20 protein-coding genes are annotated in these 20,122 nt (G+C 64.3%); 8 read left to right on the top strand and 12 right to left on the bottom strand.

Annotated elements, in window-relative coordinates:
* Positions 1 to 23: 23 nt before the first annotated feature.
* From ABFX19_RS03655 to ABFX19_RS03675, 5 genes are all read left to right on the top strand, one after another.
* Positions 24 to 1,475, top strand: a complete 1,452-nt coding sequence (locus ABFX19_RS03655) for a lipase maturation factor family protein (RefSeq protein WP_277358660.1) — start codon at positions 24 to 26, stop codon at positions 1,473 to 1,475.
* Between the two features lie 169 nt (positions 1,476 to 1,644).
* Positions 1,645 to 3,378 (top strand): ABC transporter ATP-binding protein, encoded by a 1,734-nt coding sequence (locus ABFX19_RS03660; protein WP_346027511.1) that lies wholly within the window; start codon positions 1,645 to 1,647, stop codon positions 3,376 to 3,378.
* Positions 3,375 to 5,411: an ABC transporter ATP-binding protein gene (locus ABFX19_RS03665; RefSeq protein WP_428831007.1), complete on the top strand. Its 2,037-nt coding sequence runs from the start codon at positions 3,375 to 3,377 to the stop codon at positions 5,409 to 5,411. Before ABFX19_RS03660 ends, ABFX19_RS03665 begins: the two co-directional genes overlap by 4 nt.
* 129 nt (positions 5,412 to 5,540) lie before the next feature.
* Positions 5,541 to 6,374, top strand: coding sequence for a hypothetical protein (locus ABFX19_RS03670; protein ID WP_346027512.1), 834 nt, complete (start codon positions 5,541 to 5,543; stop codon positions 6,372 to 6,374).
* Positions 6,375 to 6,497: 123 nt separating this feature from the next.
* A complete protein-coding gene (locus tag ABFX19_RS03675; RefSeq protein WP_346027513.1) occupies positions 6,498 to 6,719 on the top strand; it encodes a hypothetical protein in 222 nt (73 codons plus the stop codon).
* A gap of 2 nt (positions 6,720 to 6,721) precedes the next feature.
* Here the strand turns inward: ABFX19_RS03675 and ABFX19_RS03680 are convergent, their stop codons facing one another.
* Positions 6,722 to 8,242: a DUF6297 family protein gene (locus ABFX19_RS03680; RefSeq protein WP_346027514.1), complete on the bottom strand. Its 1,521-nt coding sequence runs from the start codon at positions 8,240 to 8,242 to the stop codon at positions 6,722 to 6,724.
* On the bottom strand, positions 8,242 to 8,928 hold the full coding sequence (locus tag ABFX19_RS03685) for an ABC transporter ATP-binding protein (protein WP_346027515.1): 687 nt from the start codon (positions 8,926 to 8,928) through the stop codon (positions 8,242 to 8,244). Before ABFX19_RS03685 ends, ABFX19_RS03680 begins: the two co-directional genes overlap by 1 nt.
* 90 nt (positions 8,929 to 9,018) lie before the next feature.
* Here ABFX19_RS03685 and ABFX19_RS03690 point away from each other — a divergent pair, with 90 nt between their 5' ends.
* On the top strand, positions 9,019 to 10,287 hold the full coding sequence (locus tag ABFX19_RS03690; RefSeq protein ID WP_346027516.1) for a multidrug effflux MFS transporter: 1,269 nt from the start codon (positions 9,019 to 9,021) through the stop codon (positions 10,285 to 10,287).
* Here the strand turns inward: ABFX19_RS03690 and ABFX19_RS03695 are convergent.
* Positions 10,284 to 10,544 carry a hypothetical protein gene (locus ABFX19_RS03695; protein WP_277358667.1) on the bottom strand — a complete coding sequence of 87 codons (261 nt, stop codon included), beginning with the start codon at positions 10,542 to 10,544 and terminating at the stop codon, positions 10,284 to 10,286. The genes ABFX19_RS03690 and ABFX19_RS03695 overlap by 4 nt on opposite strands.
* Positions 10,545 to 10,662: 118 nt before the next feature.
* Here ABFX19_RS03695 and ABFX19_RS03700 point away from each other — a divergent pair, with 118 nt between their 5' ends.
* A complete protein-coding gene (locus tag ABFX19_RS03700) occupies positions 10,663 to 11,064 on the top strand; it encodes a VOC family protein (protein WP_346027517.1) in 402 nt (133 codons plus the stop codon).
* A gap of 18 nt (positions 11,065 to 11,082) precedes the next feature.
* Positions 11,083 to 11,988, top strand: a complete 906-nt coding sequence (locus ABFX19_RS03705) for a ribonuclease Z (RefSeq protein WP_346027518.1) — start codon at positions 11,083 to 11,085, stop codon at positions 11,986 to 11,988.
* A 12-nt stretch (positions 11,989 to 12,000) separates the two neighbouring features.
* Here the strand turns inward: ABFX19_RS03705 and ABFX19_RS03710 are convergent, their stop codons facing one another.
* From ABFX19_RS03710 to ABFX19_RS03750, 9 genes are all read right to left on the bottom strand, one after another.
* A complete protein-coding gene (locus ABFX19_RS03710) occupies positions 12,001 to 13,038 on the bottom strand; it encodes an isopenicillin N synthase family dioxygenase (protein WP_346027519.1) in 1,038 nt (345 codons plus the stop codon).
* A gap of 60 nt (positions 13,039 to 13,098) precedes the next feature.
* Positions 13,099 to 13,590 (bottom strand): DNA alkylation repair protein, encoded by a 492-nt coding sequence (locus ABFX19_RS03715; protein WP_346027520.1) that lies wholly within the window; start codon positions 13,588 to 13,590, stop codon positions 13,099 to 13,101.
* A gap of 3 nt (positions 13,591 to 13,593) precedes the next feature.
* Complete coding sequence (locus ABFX19_RS03720) at positions 13,594 to 13,929, bottom strand: antitoxin (protein ID WP_346027521.1); 336 nt, start codon at positions 13,927 to 13,929, stop codon at positions 13,594 to 13,596.
* A 180-nt stretch (positions 13,930 to 14,109) separates the two neighbouring features.
* Positions 14,110 to 15,348 (bottom strand): ABC transporter permease, encoded by a 1,239-nt coding sequence (locus ABFX19_RS03725; RefSeq protein WP_346027522.1) that lies wholly within the window; start codon positions 15,346 to 15,348, stop codon positions 14,110 to 14,112.
* Positions 15,345 to 16,226, bottom strand: coding sequence for an ABC transporter ATP-binding protein (locus ABFX19_RS03730; RefSeq protein WP_346027523.1), 882 nt, complete (start codon positions 16,224 to 16,226; stop codon positions 15,345 to 15,347). The genes ABFX19_RS03725 and ABFX19_RS03730 overlap by 4 nt, the downstream gene beginning before the upstream one ends.
* 80 nt (positions 16,227 to 16,306) lie before the next feature.
* Positions 16,307 to 17,005, bottom strand: a complete 699-nt coding sequence (locus ABFX19_RS03735; RefSeq protein WP_277358675.1) for a response regulator — start codon at positions 17,003 to 17,005, stop codon at positions 16,307 to 16,309.
* A 58-nt stretch (positions 17,006 to 17,063) separates the two neighbouring features.
* The gene (locus ABFX19_RS03740; protein ID WP_277358676.1) at positions 17,064 to 18,428 is read right to left on the bottom strand and encodes a sensor histidine kinase; all 1,365 of its coding nucleotides are present in this window, start codon (positions 18,426 to 18,428) and stop codon (positions 17,064 to 17,066) included.
* Between the two features lie 102 nt (positions 18,429 to 18,530).
* Positions 18,531 to 19,352: a GAF domain-containing protein gene (locus ABFX19_RS03745; RefSeq protein WP_346027524.1), complete on the bottom strand. Its 822-nt coding sequence runs from the start codon at positions 19,350 to 19,352 to the stop codon at positions 18,531 to 18,533.
* A 72-nt stretch (positions 19,353 to 19,424) separates the two neighbouring features.
* Positions 19,425 to 20,006, bottom strand: a complete 582-nt coding sequence (locus ABFX19_RS03750) for a sigma-70 family RNA polymerase sigma factor (protein WP_346027525.1) — start codon at positions 20,004 to 20,006, stop codon at positions 19,425 to 19,427.
* Between the last annotated feature and the right edge of the window lie 116 nt (positions 20,007 to 20,122).

The following is a 20,122-nucleotide window of genomic DNA, read 5'->3' on the forward strand; positions in this document are numbered from 1 at the left end:
CCCGGCAGGAGTTTCGTTGACCCATGGAGTGGTTGAGCGGCGTGCTCGACGCCGAGGGGTACGAAGTGGGGCGGCAGATCCTCCAGCGCGGGGTGGCCGCCATCTACCTCCTCGCGTTCATCTCCGCCATCAACCAGTTCCCAGCTTTGCTCGGGGAAAACGGGCTGCTGCCTGCTCCCCGCTTCATTGAGCGGGCGGGGAAACGCGCCGGCCCCACGCTGTTCCGATGGCGTTACTCGGACCGGATGTTGCTTACGGTCTGCTGGGTCGGCGCTGGAATTGCGGCGCTGATCGTGATCGGAATTCCCCAAACCGGCCCGCCGTGGCTCCCCCTGCTCGCGTTTCTGGTCCTCTGGGGTTTGTACCTGTCGATCGTCAACATCGGTCAGGTGTTCTACGGCTTCGGTTGGGAGAGCTTGCTCCTCGAGGCCGGATTCCTCGTTGCCTTTCTCGGTTCCAACGAGGTAGCTCCGCCGCTGCTGGTCCTGCTGGCGATTCGCTGGCTCGTGTTTCGGCTCGAGTTCGGTGCGGGCATGATCAAGATGCGCGGCGACCGGTCCTGGCGAGACCTCACCGCTCTCTACTATCACCACGAGACCCAACCGATGCCGAATCCTGCCAGCCGCTTCTTCCACCTCCTTCCCAAGCCGCTGCACCGCATGGAAGTCGCCGGCAACCATTTCACCCAACTGGTAGTGCCGTTCTTCCTCTTCGCGCCGCAGCCGGTCGCGGGTGTCGCGGCCGTCATCATCATCGTGACTCAGGGCTGGCTGGTGATCTCCGGCAACTTCGCCTGGCTCAACTGGATCACCATCGTCCTCACCTTCGGCGCGGTGCCGGACTCCTTCTACGAAGCTGTCGGCTTCACCATCGCACCGACGTACGAAACGACGCCGATCTGGTTCGCCGCGGTCGTCGTTCTCATGGCCATCTTCATCGCCTACCTGAGTTGGCAGCCGCTGCGGAACCTCTTCGCGAAGCGGCAGCTGATGAACGCCAGTTTCAACCGCTTCCACCTCGTGAACGCGTACGGTGCGTTCGGCAGCGTCACCAAGGTGCGTTACGAGGTGATCATCGAAGGAACGAAGGACAATGTAGAGCACGACGGCGCTGCCTCCTCCCACTGGGAGGAGTATGGGTTTCGGGGCAAACCGGGCGATCCCGGCCGCATGCCGCGCCAGTACGCGCCGTACCACCTGCGCCTCGACTGGCTCATGTGGTTCCTGGCTCTCGGATCCGACGGCGGCTGGTTCACACCGCTGCTGGTGAAGCTCCTGCAAGCGGACCCGAAAATCCTCAAGCTTCTGAGACACGATCCGTTCGGCGGCGAGCCGCCCCGCTACGTGAGAGCGCGCATCTTCCGCTACCGATTCACCACGCGGGAGGAAAAGCGCACGACTGGGCTGTGGTGGATGCGCGAGGAAGCCGGAACACTCGTGGATCCGGTGTCGCTGAAGGGAGGCCAACCGCGCTGAGCGAGCACACGCCAACCCGCTGACCGGCACAGGATCCTCCTTTCGGTTGATGCCCGGACGCAGGCTCAGGACTAATCTGAAGTGCGGTTCTTTTGGTTCGACGCGCTGATCCCACCTCAACACAACGGGCCTCCCGCCACATCAGCCCACTATTCGAGGAACCGGCTTCATGCTGATCACCCTGGTCCGCTCATACCTGCGGCCCTACGCACCACTGGTTACGGCTGTCGTTGTGCTGCAGTTGGCCTCGACCATCGCCGCCCTCTTCCTGCCCAGCCTGAACGCGCAGATCATCGATGAAGGTGTAGCCGAGGGCGACACCGAGTACATCTGGAACATCGGCATGGTGATGCTCTGGGTCAGCCTCATCCAGGTGGCCGCAGCAATCGCGGCAGTCTTTTTCGGCTCCAAAGCAGCCATGGCCCTGGGCCGCGACCTCCGCAAGAGCGTGTTTCACCGAGTGTCCGGATACTCGGCGCAGGAAGTCAGCCACTTCGGGGCCCCCAGCCTCATCACGCGCGGAACCAATGACGTGCAGCAGGTGCAGATGCTCGTCCTGATGGGCCTGAACTTCATGGTTGCGGCGCCGATCATGTGCATCGGCGGCATCTTCATGGCGCTGCGTGAAGAACCGGCGCTCTCGTGGCTGGTGTGGGTGTCCGTGCCGGCGCTGTTCGTCGTCGTCGGTTTCCTGGTCTGGCGTCTGATGCCGCTGTTCCGCACCATGCAGGTCAAGATCGACAACATCAACGGTGTGCTGCGTGAGCAGATCACCGGCATCCGTGTGGTCCGCGCGTTTGTCCGTGAGCCGTACGAGGCGCAGCGGTTCGGCCGGGCAAACCGGGAACTCACGGACGTCTCGCTCGCCGTCGGCTCCCTTTTTGTCCTCATGTTCCCGGCCATCGGAATGATCCTCCACCTCGCCACTGCGGCGGTGCTGTGGTTCGGCGGCATCAGGGTCGCCGCCGGAGAAATGGAAGTGGGCGCGCTCACAGCGTTCCTGCAGTACCTGCTCCAGATCCTCGTGGCAGTCATGATGGGCACGTTCATGGCCATGATGATCCCCCGGGCGTCCGTCTGTGCCGAACGCATCGGCGAAGTCCTGGACATCGAACCTTCCATCCACGAAACGGACCGCCCGCTGCAACCCGCTTCCAAGGCCGGCGTGGTCGAATTCCGCGGCGTCACCTTCGCGTACCCGGGTGCTGAGGAGCCCGTCCTCAAGAACATCAGCTTCACTGCCCGGCCTGGGCAGACCACTGCCATTGTGGGGAGCACCGGCGCCGGAAAGAGCACGCTGATTTCCATGCTCCCCCGCCTTTTCGACGTCGGCAGCGGCCAGGTTCTGCTGGACGGCGTGCCGGTCACCGACATGGCCCGCCCGGACATCACGGACCGGGTGGCGCTGGTGCCGCAACGTCCTTATCTCTTTTCGGGCACCATTGCGCACAACCTGCGGTTTGGGAACCCCAACGCGCACGACGACGACCTCTGGGACGCGCTCACGGTCGCCCAGGCAGCGGATTTCGTCCGCGCGAAGGACCACGCGCTGGAGGCTCCGGTCTCGCAGGGTGGCACCAACGTCTCGGGCGGGCAGCGTCAGCGGCTCTGCATCGCGCGGGCACTGGTAGCCGAACCGAAGGTGTATCTTTTCGACGACTCGTTCTCCGCGCTCGACGTCACCACCGACTCCCGCCTGAGGGCCGCGCTGAAATCGAAAACCAGGGACGCCACGGTAATAATCGTGGCCCAACGCGTCACCACCATCACGGACGCCGACCAGATCCTCGTGATGGAGAACGGCGAGATCGTCGCCCGCGGTACGCATGAGGAGCTGCTGGAGACCTCGCCTACCTACCAGGAAATCGTTGAATCGCAGACGACGGCCGAGGAGGTGGCATGAGCACGGACAAAGATTTCCGTCCCGATGAAGACCGGACCATCGACCCGGTTGTTGCCCCCACACCCGGCGCCGCGGCGGACGCAGAAGCACAGGTGCTCGACGAGGAGTTCCGGCCTTCCGAAGCTGACGGTGACATGTTCGGCGGCACCCCGGCAAAGAAGGCCAAGCATTTCTGGCCGTCCGCCAAGCGGCTCTTCAGCCTGCTGGCACCGGAAAGAACCGCCATTGTGGTGGTGCTCGCGATGGTGGTCATCGCCGTCGTACTCAATGTCATTGCACCGCGGGTGCTCGGCAGCGCCATGGATGTCATCTTCAGCGGCGTTATCAGCAGCAACCTTCCCGACGGCGCCAACCAGCAACAGGTTATTGAAGGGCTGCGGGCAGAAGGCCAGGATCAGTTCGCTGACATGCTCTCCGGCATGGAGCTGACCCCCGGCGCGGGCATCGACTTCACCCTGCTCGGCCGGCTCATTCTGCTTGTGCTCGGCATGTACCTGGTGTCTTCGGTCTTCATGTGGCTGCAGGGATACCTTCTGAACAAGGTCGTCATGCGGGTGGTCTACAACCTGCGCCGGGATGTGGAGGCCAAGCTGAACCGGCTCCCGCTGAACTACTTCGACACCCGGCAGCGCGGGGACCTGCTTTCCCGCGTAACCAACGACGTCGACAACGTCCAGCAGGCGCTGCAGCAGGCTTTCGCTCAGCTCATCATGTCGGCGCTGAGCCTGATCGGCATCACTGTGATGATGTTTGTGGTCTCGTGGCAGCTCGCGCTCATAGCGCTGGTTGCGCTGCCGTTATCGGCGCTGGGAGCGGGGCTGATCGGCGTCCGCAGCCAGAAGCTTTTCGCGGAGCAATGGAAGAACACAGGCCAGTTGAACGGGCACATTGAGGAGTCCTTCAGCGGTCATGACCTGGTTCGGGTTTTCGGCCGGGAGAAGGAATCGCTCGAGCAGTTCGACCAGAAGAACGAGGATCTTTACAAGGCGTCCTTCGGTGCGCAATTTGTTTCCGGGATGATCATGCCCGTCATGCAGTTCATCTCCTACCTGTCCTACGTGGGAATCGCAGTGGTAGGTGGACTGCGCGTCGCCTCCGGTTCGATGACCCTCGGCGAGGCGACGGCGTTCATCCAGTACTCGCGGGAGTTCAACCAGCCGCTGAGCCAGATGGCGGGCATGGCGAACATGCTGCAATCAGGAGTTGCTTCGGCTGAACGGGTGTTCGAGCTGCTCGACGCCGAGGAGCAGGACCCTGATACGGCCATAGCCTCGTTGCCGGCCCGGACAACGGGCCACGTTGAATTCGAGCAGGTGAGCTTCAGCTACACGCCGGATCGTCCGCTGATCGAAGACCTCTCCTTTGCGGCCAAACCGGGTGAGACAGTGGCGATCGTGGGTCCGACCGGCGCCGGCAAGACCACTCTGGTGAATCTCGTGATGCGCTTCTACGAACTCAATTCCGGGCGCATCACCCTGGACGGCGTGGACATCACCCGGATCAGCCGCGCGGAGCTGCGCTCCCGGGTGGGCATGGTGCTGCAGGATGCCTGGCTCTTTGGCGGGTCGATCTACGAGAACATCCGCTACGGCCATTTGGATGCCACCCACGAACAGGTGATGCACGCGGCAAAAGCCACCTTCGTGGACCGCTTCGTGCGCGCGCTGCCGGACGGCTATGACACCGTCATTGACGAGGAAGGCAACAACGTCAGTGCGGGTGAGAAACAGCTGATCACCATCGCGCGGGCATTCCTCGCCAGTCCGTCGCTGCTGATCCTTGATGAAGCCACCAGCTCGGTTGATACCCGGACGGAGCTACTGGTACAGCATGCCATGGCTGCGCTGCGGACAGACCGTACGAGCTTCGTCATCGCCCACCGCCTGTCCACCATCCGCGATGCGGACATAATCCTCGTGATGGAGGACGGCCGGATCGTGGAGCAGGGCAGCCATTCGGACCTACTTGAAGCACAGGGAGCGTACTACCGGCTCTACATGTCGCAATTTGCAGCGGCGGCTGATCCAGTTTAGAAGTTTCTATTTCTTGGTGTTACTGAATCTTTATCACCGTTACTGAATCGGTACTGGAGTAAGGCAGGGGGCATCAGCCAGAGCCCCTAATAATGGAGCTATTCACTTCTAATCCCAGGGGAACTCTCGATGACATTGCTGTCCAAAATTCGGGTGGGATTGCTTTCCACCCTTATCCTCTCCACCACTTTTACCGCTCTTCCAGCGCAGGCTGAGCCGACGCCACATACAGTTACCCCGTCCATTACCGAGGCGGACATTGTCACTTTCGACGCCAACGGAACGTTGTGGGCTTACAGCAGCGACGCCCGGATTCCGGATGATCCACTAAGCCGCCGACAGGTCGGCTCCGGGTGGACAGTCATGAGGGACCTGAAAACAGCCGACTGGAATCAGGACGGGATCCAGGACATTGTCGCAGTTGGCAAAAACGGCAACCTCTACGTCTACTACGGCGCCCCGGCGGGTGGCTTCACCCGGACAACCATTGGAACAGGTTGGGGTTCGTATGACATTTCTGTTGTTAGGTGGAAGGTGACGGACGCATATCCGTCCATCATTGCTGTGAATTCCGAGACAGGCGCGCTGTACAACTACCCGAACCTTTCCGGATCCGTTCTGTCCCCCAGAGTTGTGGAAGGCAGCGGATGGGGTTCCATCACACATCACGTCACTGATTGGGACGGTGACGCCGACGCCGACATTCTTGGTCAGCATTCTGGAACAGGAAACATGATCCTGTACCGCACGAACGGTAACGGCAATTTCATCGACGAACCCCGCATCGTGGTCGGGAGGGGATGGAATGTCATGAATATGGTCGAATCCAGTTCAATGCTCGAGTACCCCGGCCTGATGGCTCGAACAGACGATGGAAATCTCTATCTGTACCAGATTCGGGAAGGCCGCTGGCTTCGGGTTCACATAGGAACCGGCTGGAATGGTTACACCTTGGCTTTTTAGCCCTGCACGCAACCAAAGAGGCACGTCCACTGGCAGCGGAGTCCGATCTCGTATAGCGGGATCGGGTTCCGCTGTGCCGTTGCGGCTGTTTGAATGGAATACGACCATTCAAGGGGGAACGTCATGACCTACACCAAACTTCTACTCACCGGCGGCACATCGCTGCTTGCCGGCTTTTTCCTATTCCTGGCCCCGCTTAGCACCATCCTTGAGGGCACAGCGGGCGGACTGGACTGGTTCCTTGCAGCTGTCGGCGCCTTTCTGCTGCTGGAGGGAATCGCAATGTTCTTCCTCGGTATGAAAGCACGCAAACGAGACCTCAGCCGCGCCCGCACCTACGGCTAGGGCTAGCCGTGCGGGTTGGTCATGGCAACCACCAGGAACACCACACCGCTGATCACCGCCTGAACAACGAGCACCGGTAACGCAACCACGCCGAGGTACAGCGTGAGCACCACTGGCATCAGGCTCAGAACCGTCACGTCCACACCGCGCAGCAAGGCTGCCAGTTGCGCGCGAGGGACGGGGCCGAACGGCGTCTCGACCGGTGGCGCTGACCAGTCCGTCGCAGGGCGGCTGGCACCACGAACGGTACCCGCACCCATCCCGATTCCGGCGAGTGCCGACACCACGATCAGCATCGGTCCAGCCGCTCCGAGGACCACCAGCACCCCGCCGAGCAGTGCCATCCACAGCACCATGGTGGCGGCTGGCATGACAGCCCGGCTGGCCCGAACCAGTGCCGGGTTCACCGGCACCAGCCCATCGAGCTCCGGCACCAGTGCCGCTCTCCGCGCTACCGTCCCAAAACCCGACGCGGCTACGCATCCAGCGAGAACGAGAGCGCCCAGCTGCACAAAGACCGGCATTCCGCCGTCCACAAGCATCACCGCAACACACGCAACCAGCCAGAGCACCGCCGTCGTCGGCGTTGGGTGCAGGCGCAGGAAAGCAACGAAGTCGGCGCGCAGCAGTGCTGCGAACGGACCCCGCGTGGGCCGGGTAAAAAACCGGGCACCGCGGCGGTACGCGGTAGGTGACTCAGCTCGGACGGCACGGAACAACTCATTCGAATCCATGAAATACAGCGATGATCCTATGTGCCCAGACACGGCTCCGGCACGGGTGAGCTCGCCGCCGGGGACAAACCCGGCGCGCGGTGACACCCGCCCTAGCAGTGCGCTGGCGAGCACCAGTCCTGCACCGACTGACCAGGCTGACGGCAGCAGCACCGTGGCCAGCGCACCGGCAACCACAAGGCCTCCCGCCGCCACCTTCAACCCAACGGATTGGGGCCTCCCCTGGAGCAATGCGGCAATGCCTACCACGGCCACCACGAGGGCTCCGAACGTTGCGGCAGCATAGGCATGGCTCAGAGCAGTCCGATCCAGAGCACCCAGGACGCTGACCGGGGCGTAGGCCAGAGCTGCGCCAGCACCGGCGAGCACGGCACGCCGCAGGAACGGACCCCACACCATCGGCCGCCGGTCCACGGGCAGCGAAAGCCACCACGTGCTCTCCGGCCCGCCCACCGCGAGCGGTCCCAGCCTCCGGCCAAGAACGACGACGCCGGCAAGCGCCGCGAAGGTCAGCAGAACCTCCAGTGCCTGGCTGGGGAGGACGAGTACCGGGTCGGCGATGAGGCCATGGTCCGTGGTTGAGCGTTGAGCGAATTCACCACGCAGCGCGAGCACGAAGGACACCGCAAGGGCAACCGCACACCCGAGAGCGAGAACGCTGACATAAACGTCGACGAACAGGTCAGGCAGGGAGGTCCGGGACCGGTTGTAGCGGCGAGCGGACCGCCGAGTGAACCTGACGATTTCCCCGGCCCGACCGGCCGTGCCGGCCTCCGTCACCGTGCTCATCAGGCGCCCGCGATGATGGCCGCTGCCACCTCCGACGTTGCGAGGGTCACCTCGTCATCGATGACCAGGCAGGAGGTTGCCGTGTCCAGCAGGAGCTGCGGATCATGCGTGACGAGCACTACCGTTGCCCCGCCGTTCGCCAATGACCGGACGCGCCGGCCAAGCGCTTCGCGCATCACCGGGTCCAGCCGCTGTTCCGGCTCGTCGAGGATGAGCAGCGAGGCCGGCCGCATCAAACCGGCAGCGAGCAGGGTGCGGCGGCGCTGGCCCGATGAGAGCGATTCAGGCACGACGTCCGCCCGCTCCTGCAGGCCGAAGAAGCTCAACTCCTCCTCCACCTGCTCCTCAGGATCGGGGAGGGAATGCCCGCGTGCAACCAGCAGCAGGTGTTCACGGACGGTAAGGGACGGGAAGAACAGGTCCTCGTCGAAGACGGCGGACACCTCCCGGCGGAAGGCAACGGCGTCGGGATTTGCCAGCACTCCGTGGACTTTCACTTCCCCCGAAATCGGGAGCTGCCGGCCGGCAAGCGTGCGTGCCGCCGTCGACTTCCCCGCCCCATTGAATCCGACGACGCCGAGTATCTCCCCGGCGCCGACTGCCACCGACATCTCACCGCAGACCGGCGCACCGGCGTAGCCGACAACGAGGCGCTCGGCCTCCAGGACAGTCCCCCGTGAACTCACCCTCCAACCCTAGCGGGGAGGCATGGCGGTGGCCGCGTAACGTTTCAACTCCCCCGCCGCGCGGCTCATAATCGGTTTACAGTTGATCGGGTGACTGAACTGCCTGCGCCCCAGGCCCAAACTCCCCGCTATGTACCCGGGATCAAGTACATCCTGATGTTGGGCGCCCTGGCCGCGCTGCCCGCGGTCACCACCGACATGTATCTACCCTCGCTTCCCGCGGTAGCGGAGGACCTGCAGGCGAGCCAGGCGGCCGTGCAGTTCACGCTGTCCGGCATGCTGCTGGGCGGCGGTGTCGGGCAACTGGTGATCGGCCCGTTGTCCGACCGCTTCGGTCGGCGGCTCCCACTCCTTGTCGGGATCACGCTGCACGTGGTCATCTCGCTGCTCTGCTCGATCGCTCCGGACATCGGCACGCTGATTGTGCTGCGGGTGCTGCAGGGCTTCTTCAACGCTGCCGCCGCCGTCGTCGCCATCGCGGTCATCCGTGACCGGTTTGTCGGGTCTGATGCGGCACGGCTCCTCTCCCGCCTCATGCTCGTGATCGGCGTTGCACCGCTCTTCGCTCCCACCATCGGGCAAGCCATCGCCGGCGTCTGGGAATGGCGCGCGGTGTTTTACGCGCTTGCGCTCATCGGCGCAGCCCTCGTGGTGATCGTCTGGCGGTTCATGCCCGAAACTCTTCCGGTTGAACGGCGCCGGCCCGCCCGGCCCGCCCGGGTGGCCGGTGGCTATTGGCAGCTGCTGAGGAACGTCCGCTTCATGTCCCTCGCTGTGATTCCCGGACTGGGGCTGGGCGTGATCATGAGCTACGTGGTCGGTTCCCCCTTTGTATTTCAGGACCAATACGGCCTCAGCCAGGGCCAGTTTGCACTGGTTTTCGCGCTTAACGGCGTTGCCCTGGTGCTGTCCGCCCAGCTGAACGCGTCGCTGGTCCGCAAGGTTGCGCCGGCCAGGCTGCTGCGCACCGCGTCCGTTGCGCAACTCGTTTTCGCCCTGATTCTTGTCGCCGTAGCGGCGACCGGCTTCGGCGGTGTCATCGGGCTGTGCGCAGCGCTGTGGCTGGTCCTTGGCACCCAGGGCATGATTCCGGCCAACGCATCGGTTCTCGCGCTCAACTCCTACGGGCACATGGCGGGTACGGCTGCAGCCGTTATCGGCGCGCTGCAGTCAGGGGTAGCAGGAATCGTGAGCCCGCTCGTGGGCCTACTCGGAGGTGACGCCAGATCCATGGCGGTTGTCATGCTCGGCACCGTGGCGCTCACCGTCGTCGTACTGCTTGTGGGGACCCCGGTCTTTCGCAAAGGCGGCTGGCGCGCGTTCGACGTGCCGGCGGATCAGACCACCGAGCAGCGCTAGTCGCTGGGGCTGGTGTCTGTCGTAAGTTTCCGGTCGTCGTCCCCTTCGGTATCCTCATCCTCGGCAGGACCGGGTGCTTCATTGACGCCCTCAGCAGTGCCCTCCGCCTCACGCTCGGCTTCATCCTCGGCCGTATCTGCTGCCCGATCCTCCGCCCGCTCATCATCGGTACGCTCGGGATCCCGCGAGATGGGGCTATGCGCGTTTTGAAGACCGTCCTGAACGGGGTTCTGGTGGTCGTCCACTTCGCTGTCCATGATTTCCTCCTGCGATTTCCGCCGCCGTGGTGCATCAACGTTACCGCTCGTCGCGGGCCGGTGGGGATGAGTGGGACGAACCGGCCATCCGGCGCGCAGGCACTTGTAGGCTGAGCCAATGACAGCGCCGAAGGTATATGTGAGTTTCCCCGGTACAGCGCGTGAAGCCCTGAGCTTCTACGCCGACATATTCGGCGGAGAGCTCGCCCTGTATACGCATGAGGAGTTCAGCAGGAGCGAGGGCACTCCTGATGCCATTGCCCACGGAGAGCTCAACGGCGTAGTTGCTTTGGCCGGTTCGGATGCTGGAGCCGGGGACAAGAGCGTCCGGTTCGAGGGCATGATGCTCTCTTTGCTGGGAACCGCTGAACCGGCTGTTCTCCATACCTGGTTCGACAAACTGGCCGACGGCGGCACGGTGGTAGATCCCCTCGCACCGAAACCGTGGGGCGCCTCCGACGGACAGGTCATTGACCGTCACGGGCTCCACTGGCTCATCGGCTACGAGCCCGAAGTGTGAGCTGACAGACTCGACTCCATGCGCGAACTCGTGATCCTCGGCACCGCCTCCCAGGTTCCCACCCGGACCCGCAACCACAACGGGTACCTTCTCCGGTGGGACGGCGAGGGGCTGCTCTTCGATCCGGGCGAGGGCACCCAGCGGCAGATGACCTACGCCGGTGTCAGCGCGTCTAACATCACCCGCATCTGCCTGACCCACCTGCACGGTGACCACTGCTTCGGCCTGCCGGGCGTACTCTCGCGCATGGTGCTCGACGGCGTCACCCACCCGGTGCATCTGCACTACCCCGCGTCCGGCGAGGAAGCAGTCCGCGCCCTCGTCTCCCTCGCGACGCCGGGTCTCGACCTCCGGCTCAACCCGCACGGATCCGCCGGTGCCGTCGCCGACGGGCTTGAGGTGCACCCCTTGCGGCACCGAATTGAGGCCTACGGCTACCGGCTCAGCGAACCGGCGTCGCGGAGCCTGGTGCCGGAACGTCTGGCCGCGGCAGGAATCACGGGTCCGGACGTCGGCCGCCTGCAGCGTGAGGGGCTGATCCGCGACACTTCGCTTGAGGACGTCAGCGTGCCACGGCCGGGGCAAACCTTCGCTTTTGTCATGGACACCGCTGAGTGTGAGGGAGCCGAGGCACTCGCCGAGAACGCGGACCTTCTGGTTGCAGAGTCCACTTTCAGCGACGACGACGCCGGCCTCGCCGCCGAGTACCTGCACCTCACCGCGGGGCAGGCAGGCGCGCTGGCTGGGAACGCACACGCACGCACGCTGGTGCTCACGCACTTCTCGTCCCGCTACCCGGATGTCGGAGTGCTGAAAGGTCAGGCAAGTGCCGCCGTCGTCGGTGCAAATGCCAACAGCACGTTGGTTATCGCGGCCAACGACCTCGACCGCATCCCGCTCCCCAAGCGCCGCCGGCTGACGTGACGCTTTCTCTGATCAGCGCTTGGAGAGAACCTTTCCCAGCTCCGGATGGTGCAGTTCGGCGACGTCGGGGTGGGCACGCACCCGCCCCTTGAGCACGTTCATGCCGTAGGAGGACAGCATGGGGTTGTCTGGATCATCGGAGATCCCGCGGGCTGCAGCCTGCAACTCGGGCGGAAGCGAAACGGGCTGGACCACCGCGTCAAGGCGCGGCGACCAGAAGAACGGGACGGAGTAGCGGTCCACTCCGGGCGGCGGCGCCTGCACCTGGTGAATTGTCGCTGCGAGGTAGCCTCCGGTGGCCACTTCCAGCATCTCGCCGAGATTTACCACCAGCGCCCCCGGAATGGGCTCGACCGGAATCGGGGTGTCCGTACCGGGCGGAAGCACCTCAAGTCCGCCCACCTCGTCCTGCAGGAGCAGCGTCACAAAGCCGTAGTCGGCATGGAGCCCGACGCCCTGGCTGCCGGCACCCTCCAGCCCGCCGACATAGTGCACGAGCTTGGCCATCCAGGCCGGAGTGGACTCGAAGAGGTCCGCAAAGTGCTCCTCCGGCTGGCCCAAGGCAACGGCGATCGCCGACAACAGCTCCGCACCGACCTCGGACATCAGGTCAGCCCAGCCCATCGCCCGGCTCTCGAGCTCCGGCAGGCTCTCTCCCGGCCACTGGTTGGGCCCCTGAAGCAGCCAGTACGGCTGGTCCTCCGGGTAGTCGGGAACCGGCTCGCGCTCGGGGGAAAAGTCGATCTGCTCGCGGGAGTCCGCGCGCCCGCGCGTCACCTCGGTTCCGAGCCGGGCATAGCCCCGGAAGTGCGGGGAGTTGCGGTTATCGAGTGCGAGCCGCTCCTCCACCGGTAGATCAAAGAACTGCTTCATCCCGCTGAACAGGTCATCCACCTGGGACGGAGCGGCGCCGTAGTTGATGATCTGGAAGAACCCCACGGCATGGGCGGCTTCGCGCAGCTGCTCGATGAAGTCCTGGTCGAAAGAGCCGTCGGGGCGGCGGGCTGTGCTGAGATCGAGCACGGGGATCGATCGCTGGGTATGCGTCATTGATGGAGCCTAACGCGAATACCCCTACCTGATACTTCTCTTTATGACGCAATGTTTCATTCAGGCGGGAAGGGATTGCCGGACCACTCCTGCGGCCCTGCGCAGCATAGGTTCCTGGTCCTGCGCCCAACGGCCGACGACGGCCAACGCCTTCATGCGCTCCTGTCCCGTGAGGCGTGCAACCAGTGGCCGGACGACGTCGGCCGCCAGCGGAGCGGCCAGAGATTCCGTCCGCGACTCCCGCAGAAAACCTTCAATCCTCGTCAGGTCAGTGTTCCGGAGCATGGGAACGCTCGACTGCAGAAGGACCACCGCAGCGAGCCGCCGCTCGAACACCGGCGAGTTGCCCCAGAGCTCGGAGCTGAGAAAGGCCACCTCATCGTGTGTCAGATGCCGGAACTTGCGGCGGGCATCACGAACGGCGCCCCGGATGGCACCAACCGAAGCGCCGTAGTAGAAGAAGCCGTCTTCCAGCGAGTTCAGCGCTTCTGCCCGCTCCCACGAGGCTTCCCGCTGGAGCGCGGCATCAATGAAATCCGCTGCCTCGCTCAATGCTTAGGGGCGCGGGTTTCCGGGATCACTCCCCGGCGCCTGCGGTCCGGCTCCCGGACCCTGACCCGCCGGTCCGGCTCCCGGTCCCTGACCCGCCGGCCCGGCTCCGGGGCCCTGGCGTTCGTCCCCCGGTCCGCCCAAATGCTTCTGGGCCTGACCGCGGGCGTTCTGGATCTTGTCCTGGTGCTTACCCTTGGTGGCTTTGTCTGCGGCCTCGGCTACCCGATCCACAACCTTGCTGCCCATCTGCTTCGCCTGAGGGCTGTTGAGGGCTTCCCTGACCTTGGGATTACGCGCAAGTCCCATTGCGATTTTGCCGAGCGATCCAAATCCAGCCATGACCGTTTCCTTTTTTCGAGTGCGTGGGCGTCCTGCGATGACAACGTGGTTCCACAGGGAATTGTCCCCCGCGAACGGCCCGGGCGGAAAGCGGAAACTGCCCGCAGGTGCAGGATCGCCGATTCGAACCGGCGTACCTGCACCTACGGGCAGTTTCTGAGGGCCGCGGCAACCAGGGCCCTACTGCTCCAGCTTCATGGCCTTGCGTAGCGACAGTGCGCCGCCGCCCTGCATGATGGCCCGGCGGTAGATCTTCTCGCCGAGGTGAAGCAGAGCTGCCGCGGCCGCGAGCGCGATCACCAGTGACAGGATCGGCTCCCACAGCGCGACCTCGGAGTTCAGCAAGCGAATCGGCATGGCAACGGAAGACACCACAGGCACGTAGGACGCCACCACGAGCAACTGCCCTGAGGCGAACAACCCGGCACCCAGTGCCGCGAAAATCAGCGCCATCACCGGCGTCGAGCTGCTGGTCAGGTCCTCCGGCCGGCTGGCCAGTGAACCGAGTACCGCCCACATCGAGGCGAGGATCAGGAAGCCGAAGAGGAAGAACACCATGAACCATCCCGACGCCGGAATGATGCTCCCCACGAGGTCCGCCGTATCAGTCAGGTTCAGGGCCAACAGTGCCGCCCCGCCGTACAGCGCGAGCTGCACCATGGCCAGGATGGTATTTCCCAGGACCTTGCCGTACAACAGCTGCCGCACGGGTATCGCAGTCGCGAGGATCTCGACGACCCGGTTCTGCTTCTCCTCCACAACCGAATTGGCGATGGCCATTCCGAAGATGATGGACGCCATGTAGAAGAGGAAGCTGAAGGCAAAACCGGCCACGTCTGCCACGGCCTGATCCTCCGCGTTCCCGTCGAGCAACGATTCCTCCAGCTCGGAACCTGCCAGCAACTCCTCTGCTGACGTTCCGGCCGCAGCTGCATTCGCTTCCAGCATGTAAGCCTCCAGCGACGCGCTGATCCCGGCACTCAGACTCCTGGGAATCTCGTTCCTGCCCGTCAGCGTCCACGCACCGTCACCGTCCCGAATGAGCGCAGCGTCGGCTTCCTCTGACCGGACTTCCTCGAGTGCTGCTTCCTCCGACTCAACGACAATCGCCGTGAACGTCGTGTTGCCGTCGTCGGCCCGGCCGTCCTCGTCCGCGAGCGCGGTCACCGACTGTCCAGCCTCCGAGGTCACAGCCACCGTAAAGTCCTCACCGCGGCTGGACATGTAGGCGTTGAACACGACGCCGGCAACAATCAGTACCAGCGTCACGATGGTGGAGATCGCGAATCCGCGGTCCTTTGCCTTCACCATCACCTCACGCAGGGTGACAATCAGCCAGGCCGGCTGGGCGTTGCGATCCGACGAGGACGACGACGGCGCCCCCGGCTGCACGCGCCGCTCAGTTGTTTCGGTGCTCACTGGGATACCCCCCGGTAGATTTCGCTCAGGCTCGGCCTGATCCTGCTGAATTCATGCACGCTTCCGCGTGCCATGGCGGCGACAAGCAGCCGCTGCGCGTCGTCGTCGTTCTCCAGCTCGACGACGGCATCCCGGCCCGCGACGTCGATGACCGTCACTCCGGCTTCCTCCCGGACCCACCCGGCGTCGGGCGAGACCGTCAGCCTGTGCCGGCGGGGAGCCGTGGCGCGCAGGTCATCCCCGGTGCCGGCAGCGACCAGCCGCCCCTCTTGCAACACCACAAGGTTGTCGCAGAGGCGGTCCACCAGGTCGAGCTGATGACTCGAGAAAAGGACCGGGACACCCTGCGCGGTGTGCTCGCGAAGCAGGTCCACCATGGAGTCCACGGCAACGGGATCGAGCCCGGAGAACGGTTCATCGAGGATGAGGACCGATGGCCTGTGCAGGAGCGACGCCGCGATCTGGACGCGCTGTTGATTGCCGAGTGAGAGGGACTCCAGCTTGTCCTTCCCGCGGTCGCCGAGCTGGAACCGCTCGAGCAGGTCCTGCGCGCGGGACCGTGCATCCGCCTGGCTCATCCGGTGCAGCTGGCCCAGGTAGACGAGCTGGTCGAGGATTGGCTGTTTCGGGTAGAGGCCGCGCTCTTCCGGCATGTATCCGAAAGTGGCGCGGTCAGCCGCCGTGACCGGGCGATCGTCCATCAGGACTGCTCCGGCATGCGCGGTGAGCACACCCATGATCATGCGCATGGTGGTGGTTTTTCCGGCGCCATTGGCACCCACGAACCCGGTCATCTTCCCCGAAGGGACTGTGAAACTGACGTCGTCGACGGCGGTGTTCTCACCGAAGCGCCGGGTCAGGTTCTGCACCTGCAGCATTGGTTTCCTCCCGATTGAGCCTTCTGTCATCAACAGTAGGCAAACAGGATGCAGGGCGGATGAGCCGTAAGGCGGAACCGTCAGTCCCCCGGACGGATGAGCCCGCTCTCATAGGCGAAGACCACGGCCTGTACCCGGTCCCGGACCTGGATCTTGGCCAGCAGGGAGGACACATGGGATTTCACGGTGGCCTCGGCGAGGAAGAGCTTCCGTGCCAGCTCGGCATTGCTCAGGCCCGCGGCCATGCACTCGAGGACTTCCTTCTCGCGCTGGGTCAGTAAGGCAAGCAGGCTCTGCTGTCGGAGCTGCCCGGCGCTTGGCTGCTTCGCCACCGGTGCCGGTGCTTCGGATTCCAGATGGTGGGCAAAGCGCTCGATCACGCGGAGGGTGACCTCAGGCGCCAGCAGCGCGTACCCGCCGGCGACTGCCTGAACCGCCGCGACAAGGTCATCCGGATCGGCATTCTTCAGGAGGAAGCCGCTTGCACCGGCGCGGATCGCGTCGAATAGGTAGTCATCGCGTTCAAAGGTGGTCAGGATGATGACCTTCCCCCGGCCCGCTGCCGTGATCTGCTCAGTGGCCCTGATTCCGTCCAGTACCGGCATCTGCACGTCCATGAGGATGATGTCGACGTCGTTGGCTGCGGCGAAGTCCACCGCCTCCTGCCCGTTGGTCACCTGGCCGACCACCTCGATGTCCTCCTCGATGGACAGGATGGTAGCGAAGCCGGCACGGACCAGCCCCTGGTCATCGGCGAGCAGCACGCGGATGGTGTTCATCACGTTCTTTCCTGAGATTTCGGTGGAGGGGGGAAGGTCGGTTGGATTCGTGGGTTGCTCACTGCAGCGGGAAGCGGGCACGTACCCGCCAGCCGCCGTCGGAACGGGGACCGATCTCAGCCGTGCCGCGGTGCAGAGCAACGCGTTCGCGGATACCCTGCAGCCCGTAACCGGAGCCGGCCGCCACGCGCTGCCGAGGCCTTCCGTTGTCCACGGTTTCCAGTTCTACCCAGCGCTGCTCGCCCGTGCGTCCGGTGCGCAGCGTCATCACCGCGGCCGAGGCTGTGGAGTGCCGGCGGACGTTCGTCAATGATTCCTGCGCTGTCCGGTACAGCGACAACGCGAGCGGTGCAGAGACCTCATCGAGTGCCCCCGGCACGTCCTCCACCCTCGAGAAGGTGACTTCGGGGCCGCCGTCCTGCTGGTTCCCGGCCAGAGCCGCGATGTCGGCGAGTCCGGGCTCCGGATGGCGACCGTCGTCGTCGTTGTGGGGGTTCTGTACTGACGTCTCGGACCGGAGCACGCCGAGCAGGTTGCGCATGTCGGTGACGGCCTGGCGGCTCGCCTGCTCGATGGTGCGCAAGGACTCGGCGGCGACCTCCGGTTTCCGGTCCATCACCCGGCGTGCGGCAGCGGCCTGCACACCGATGACCGACACGTGGTGTGCAACGACGTCGTGCAGTTCGCGGGCAATGCGCAGCCGCTCCTCGATGACCGCACGGCGTGCAAGTTCTGCTGACTGCCTGGCGATCTGCGTTGCCTGGTCGGCCAGTTGCGTCCGCTGGAGAGCATTGCGCCAGGAGGACATGCCCGCCAGGATGGCGCCGCCGAAATAGGCGAAGTTCACCATGAAGTAGTAGAGCGCCGCGGAGGTCAGTGGGTCGAAGATCCCGCGCCAGGTCTCGTCCCCCTCTGCCACCCGCTCCAACAGTCCGTCATACGTATTCGCGACCGTCAGCGAGAGGATGAGCCACAGCGTCATGGCGACCACAACAACCGTGGTTCCGAGCCACAGCACCCTGCGGTCCTTCGCCCAGGCAACCGCCGAGTACAGCGACGCGAAGTACGCCACCTGATAGGAGAGCTGCAGTGAGAGCGCCGGAATCCAGAGGCTGAGGATGATGAACAGCGCTGACATGACGAGCATGACCAGCACCGGGAAGCGCCGCCTGAACACGAGCGGGAAGATCATCAGGGCAAGAACCGCGTGCTGGAGCCAGACTGGGCTGCGCTCCTCGGCCATAGCCCCTACGCCGCGGCTCAGTTCCAGTGCGAGGGCGCTCACCAGGAAGAAAATGACGACGCCGATCACATCCCGGCGCAGGTGGTCACCGGTAGGGCCGGGTCGCTCCCACCGCCGCTCCTCGGAGTCCAACCCGAAGGTGAGCCGTTTGAGTATCTTCACCATGTTGACGTGCAGCACCCTCCGCATTGTTCCTGCGCCAGTGTAGCCAGCGGAGGCGCAGGACCGGCTCCCCCGGACGGTCTAGTTCGTTTGGATGAGGGCCTGCTGTGGATCCCGCAGCTAGTAGTAGCTCGCTTCAAGCTCGCGCTGCGCCTGGCCGGCCAACAGGCGCAGGGCCATCTCATCCTCCAGGGAGAATGCGCGCGGCTTGTCATCGATGATGCAGAGGGACCCGATGCGCCACCCCTCGGGACCGGTCAGCGGATAGCCCGCGTAGAAGCGGATGTGCGGCTGTTCGAGCACCAGCGGGTTTGTCCGGAACTGCTCATGCACCAGCGCATCCCTCACCACGAGCATGCGCTTCTCCCGGATAGTCGCGTTGCAGAAGGAGATGTGCCGCGGCACGTTCTGGCCGATCGGCCCCGTCACCGACTTGATGAACTGCTGATGCTCGCCGATCAGCGCCAGGGATGCGGAACTCACGCCGAACACCCGCTGCGCTTCGCGGGTGATCCGGTCGAACCGCTCTTCCGCGGGCGTTCCGAGGAGGCCCGTCTGTGTCAGTGAGTCGAGCCGGCGCCGCTCCGCGTCAGCGCCTTCAAGATACGCGTACGACGACGTCACGAACCTTCGCAGCGCAGCATCCGTGCAGCTCTCAAAACTGCTCTCCGTGATCACCCCGGTAGCCAGGGATACGTCGTCCGTCGAGTAGGCGGCGCGCCGGGCAGGCGAACTGACGCCGTCGAGCGCCTCGTTCACGGCGTGCGACACCATGTCCCGCTGAAGTTCGTCAATCAGCGCCAGGCCGGAGAGGTAGGCCTGGAATTCCACGCGATCGCACCAACCGCCCAGGTTGGTGTAACCCGTCCATACGTCATCGAGATCGAGAGCCGTATCAGCTACCGCACGGGCGGTGAACCACTGCTGCAGATAGGGATCCATTGCCGCCTTCCAGCTACCCGTTTTACACATGCTTGGAGCCGGGTCCAGCGGACCCGGTAGAGATCCATTGTGCTACCTCGAGCGCGCTCCGTAGCCATCGGCTTCCATTGCGTTGCGCAGGCACACCAGTCCGGACTGGATACGGGACTTGGCAGTGGGAACTTTCACCTGCAGAGCTTCAGCCACTTCGGTGTAGGTGAGGCCGCCGTAGTAGGCAAGCCTGATCGCTTCCGCCTGCAGGTCCGTCAGGGAGGAGAGGCAGCGTTTCACGCTCTCGCTCATGAGGGTGTGATGAACCCGCTCATCCACGGGCTCCTGAACGAAGTATTCCTTCTGCGCGTACTGCGCATCCCGTGCCACCGACCGTTGCTCGCTGCGCACACGGTCCACCGCGCGCCTGTGCGCAAGCGTGAAGATCCAGGCCTCGGGGGAACCGAGCTCGGGTTTGTACCGGTCAGCCGAGACCCACAGCATCAGGAACACTTCCTGGACCACTTCGGCGGAGATCGCGTGGTTACGCACTACACGCAGCACCAGTCCATGGACCCGCCTGGAAATCTGCTCGTAGAGCCCGGCGAAAGCGCTCTGGTCCCCCTCCGCCACACGAAACAGCAGATCGCCGAGCGTCTCTGTGCCTGGTCCTGCTTTGTGCATCGCTACCCCGTCTGTCGCGACGACGGCGCAGGAAGCGACGTCGACCGTTCACCGCTGATGCCGAGTACGAGCCGGCCGCAGCGCATCACACTATGCCCCCGATCACACAGCCTAGC

The organism is Arthrobacter parietis (assembly GCF_039530425.1).
In the GTDB taxonomy this organism is placed as follows: Bacteria; Actinomycetota; Actinomycetes; order Actinomycetales; family Micrococcaceae; genus Arthrobacter_D; species Arthrobacter_D parietis.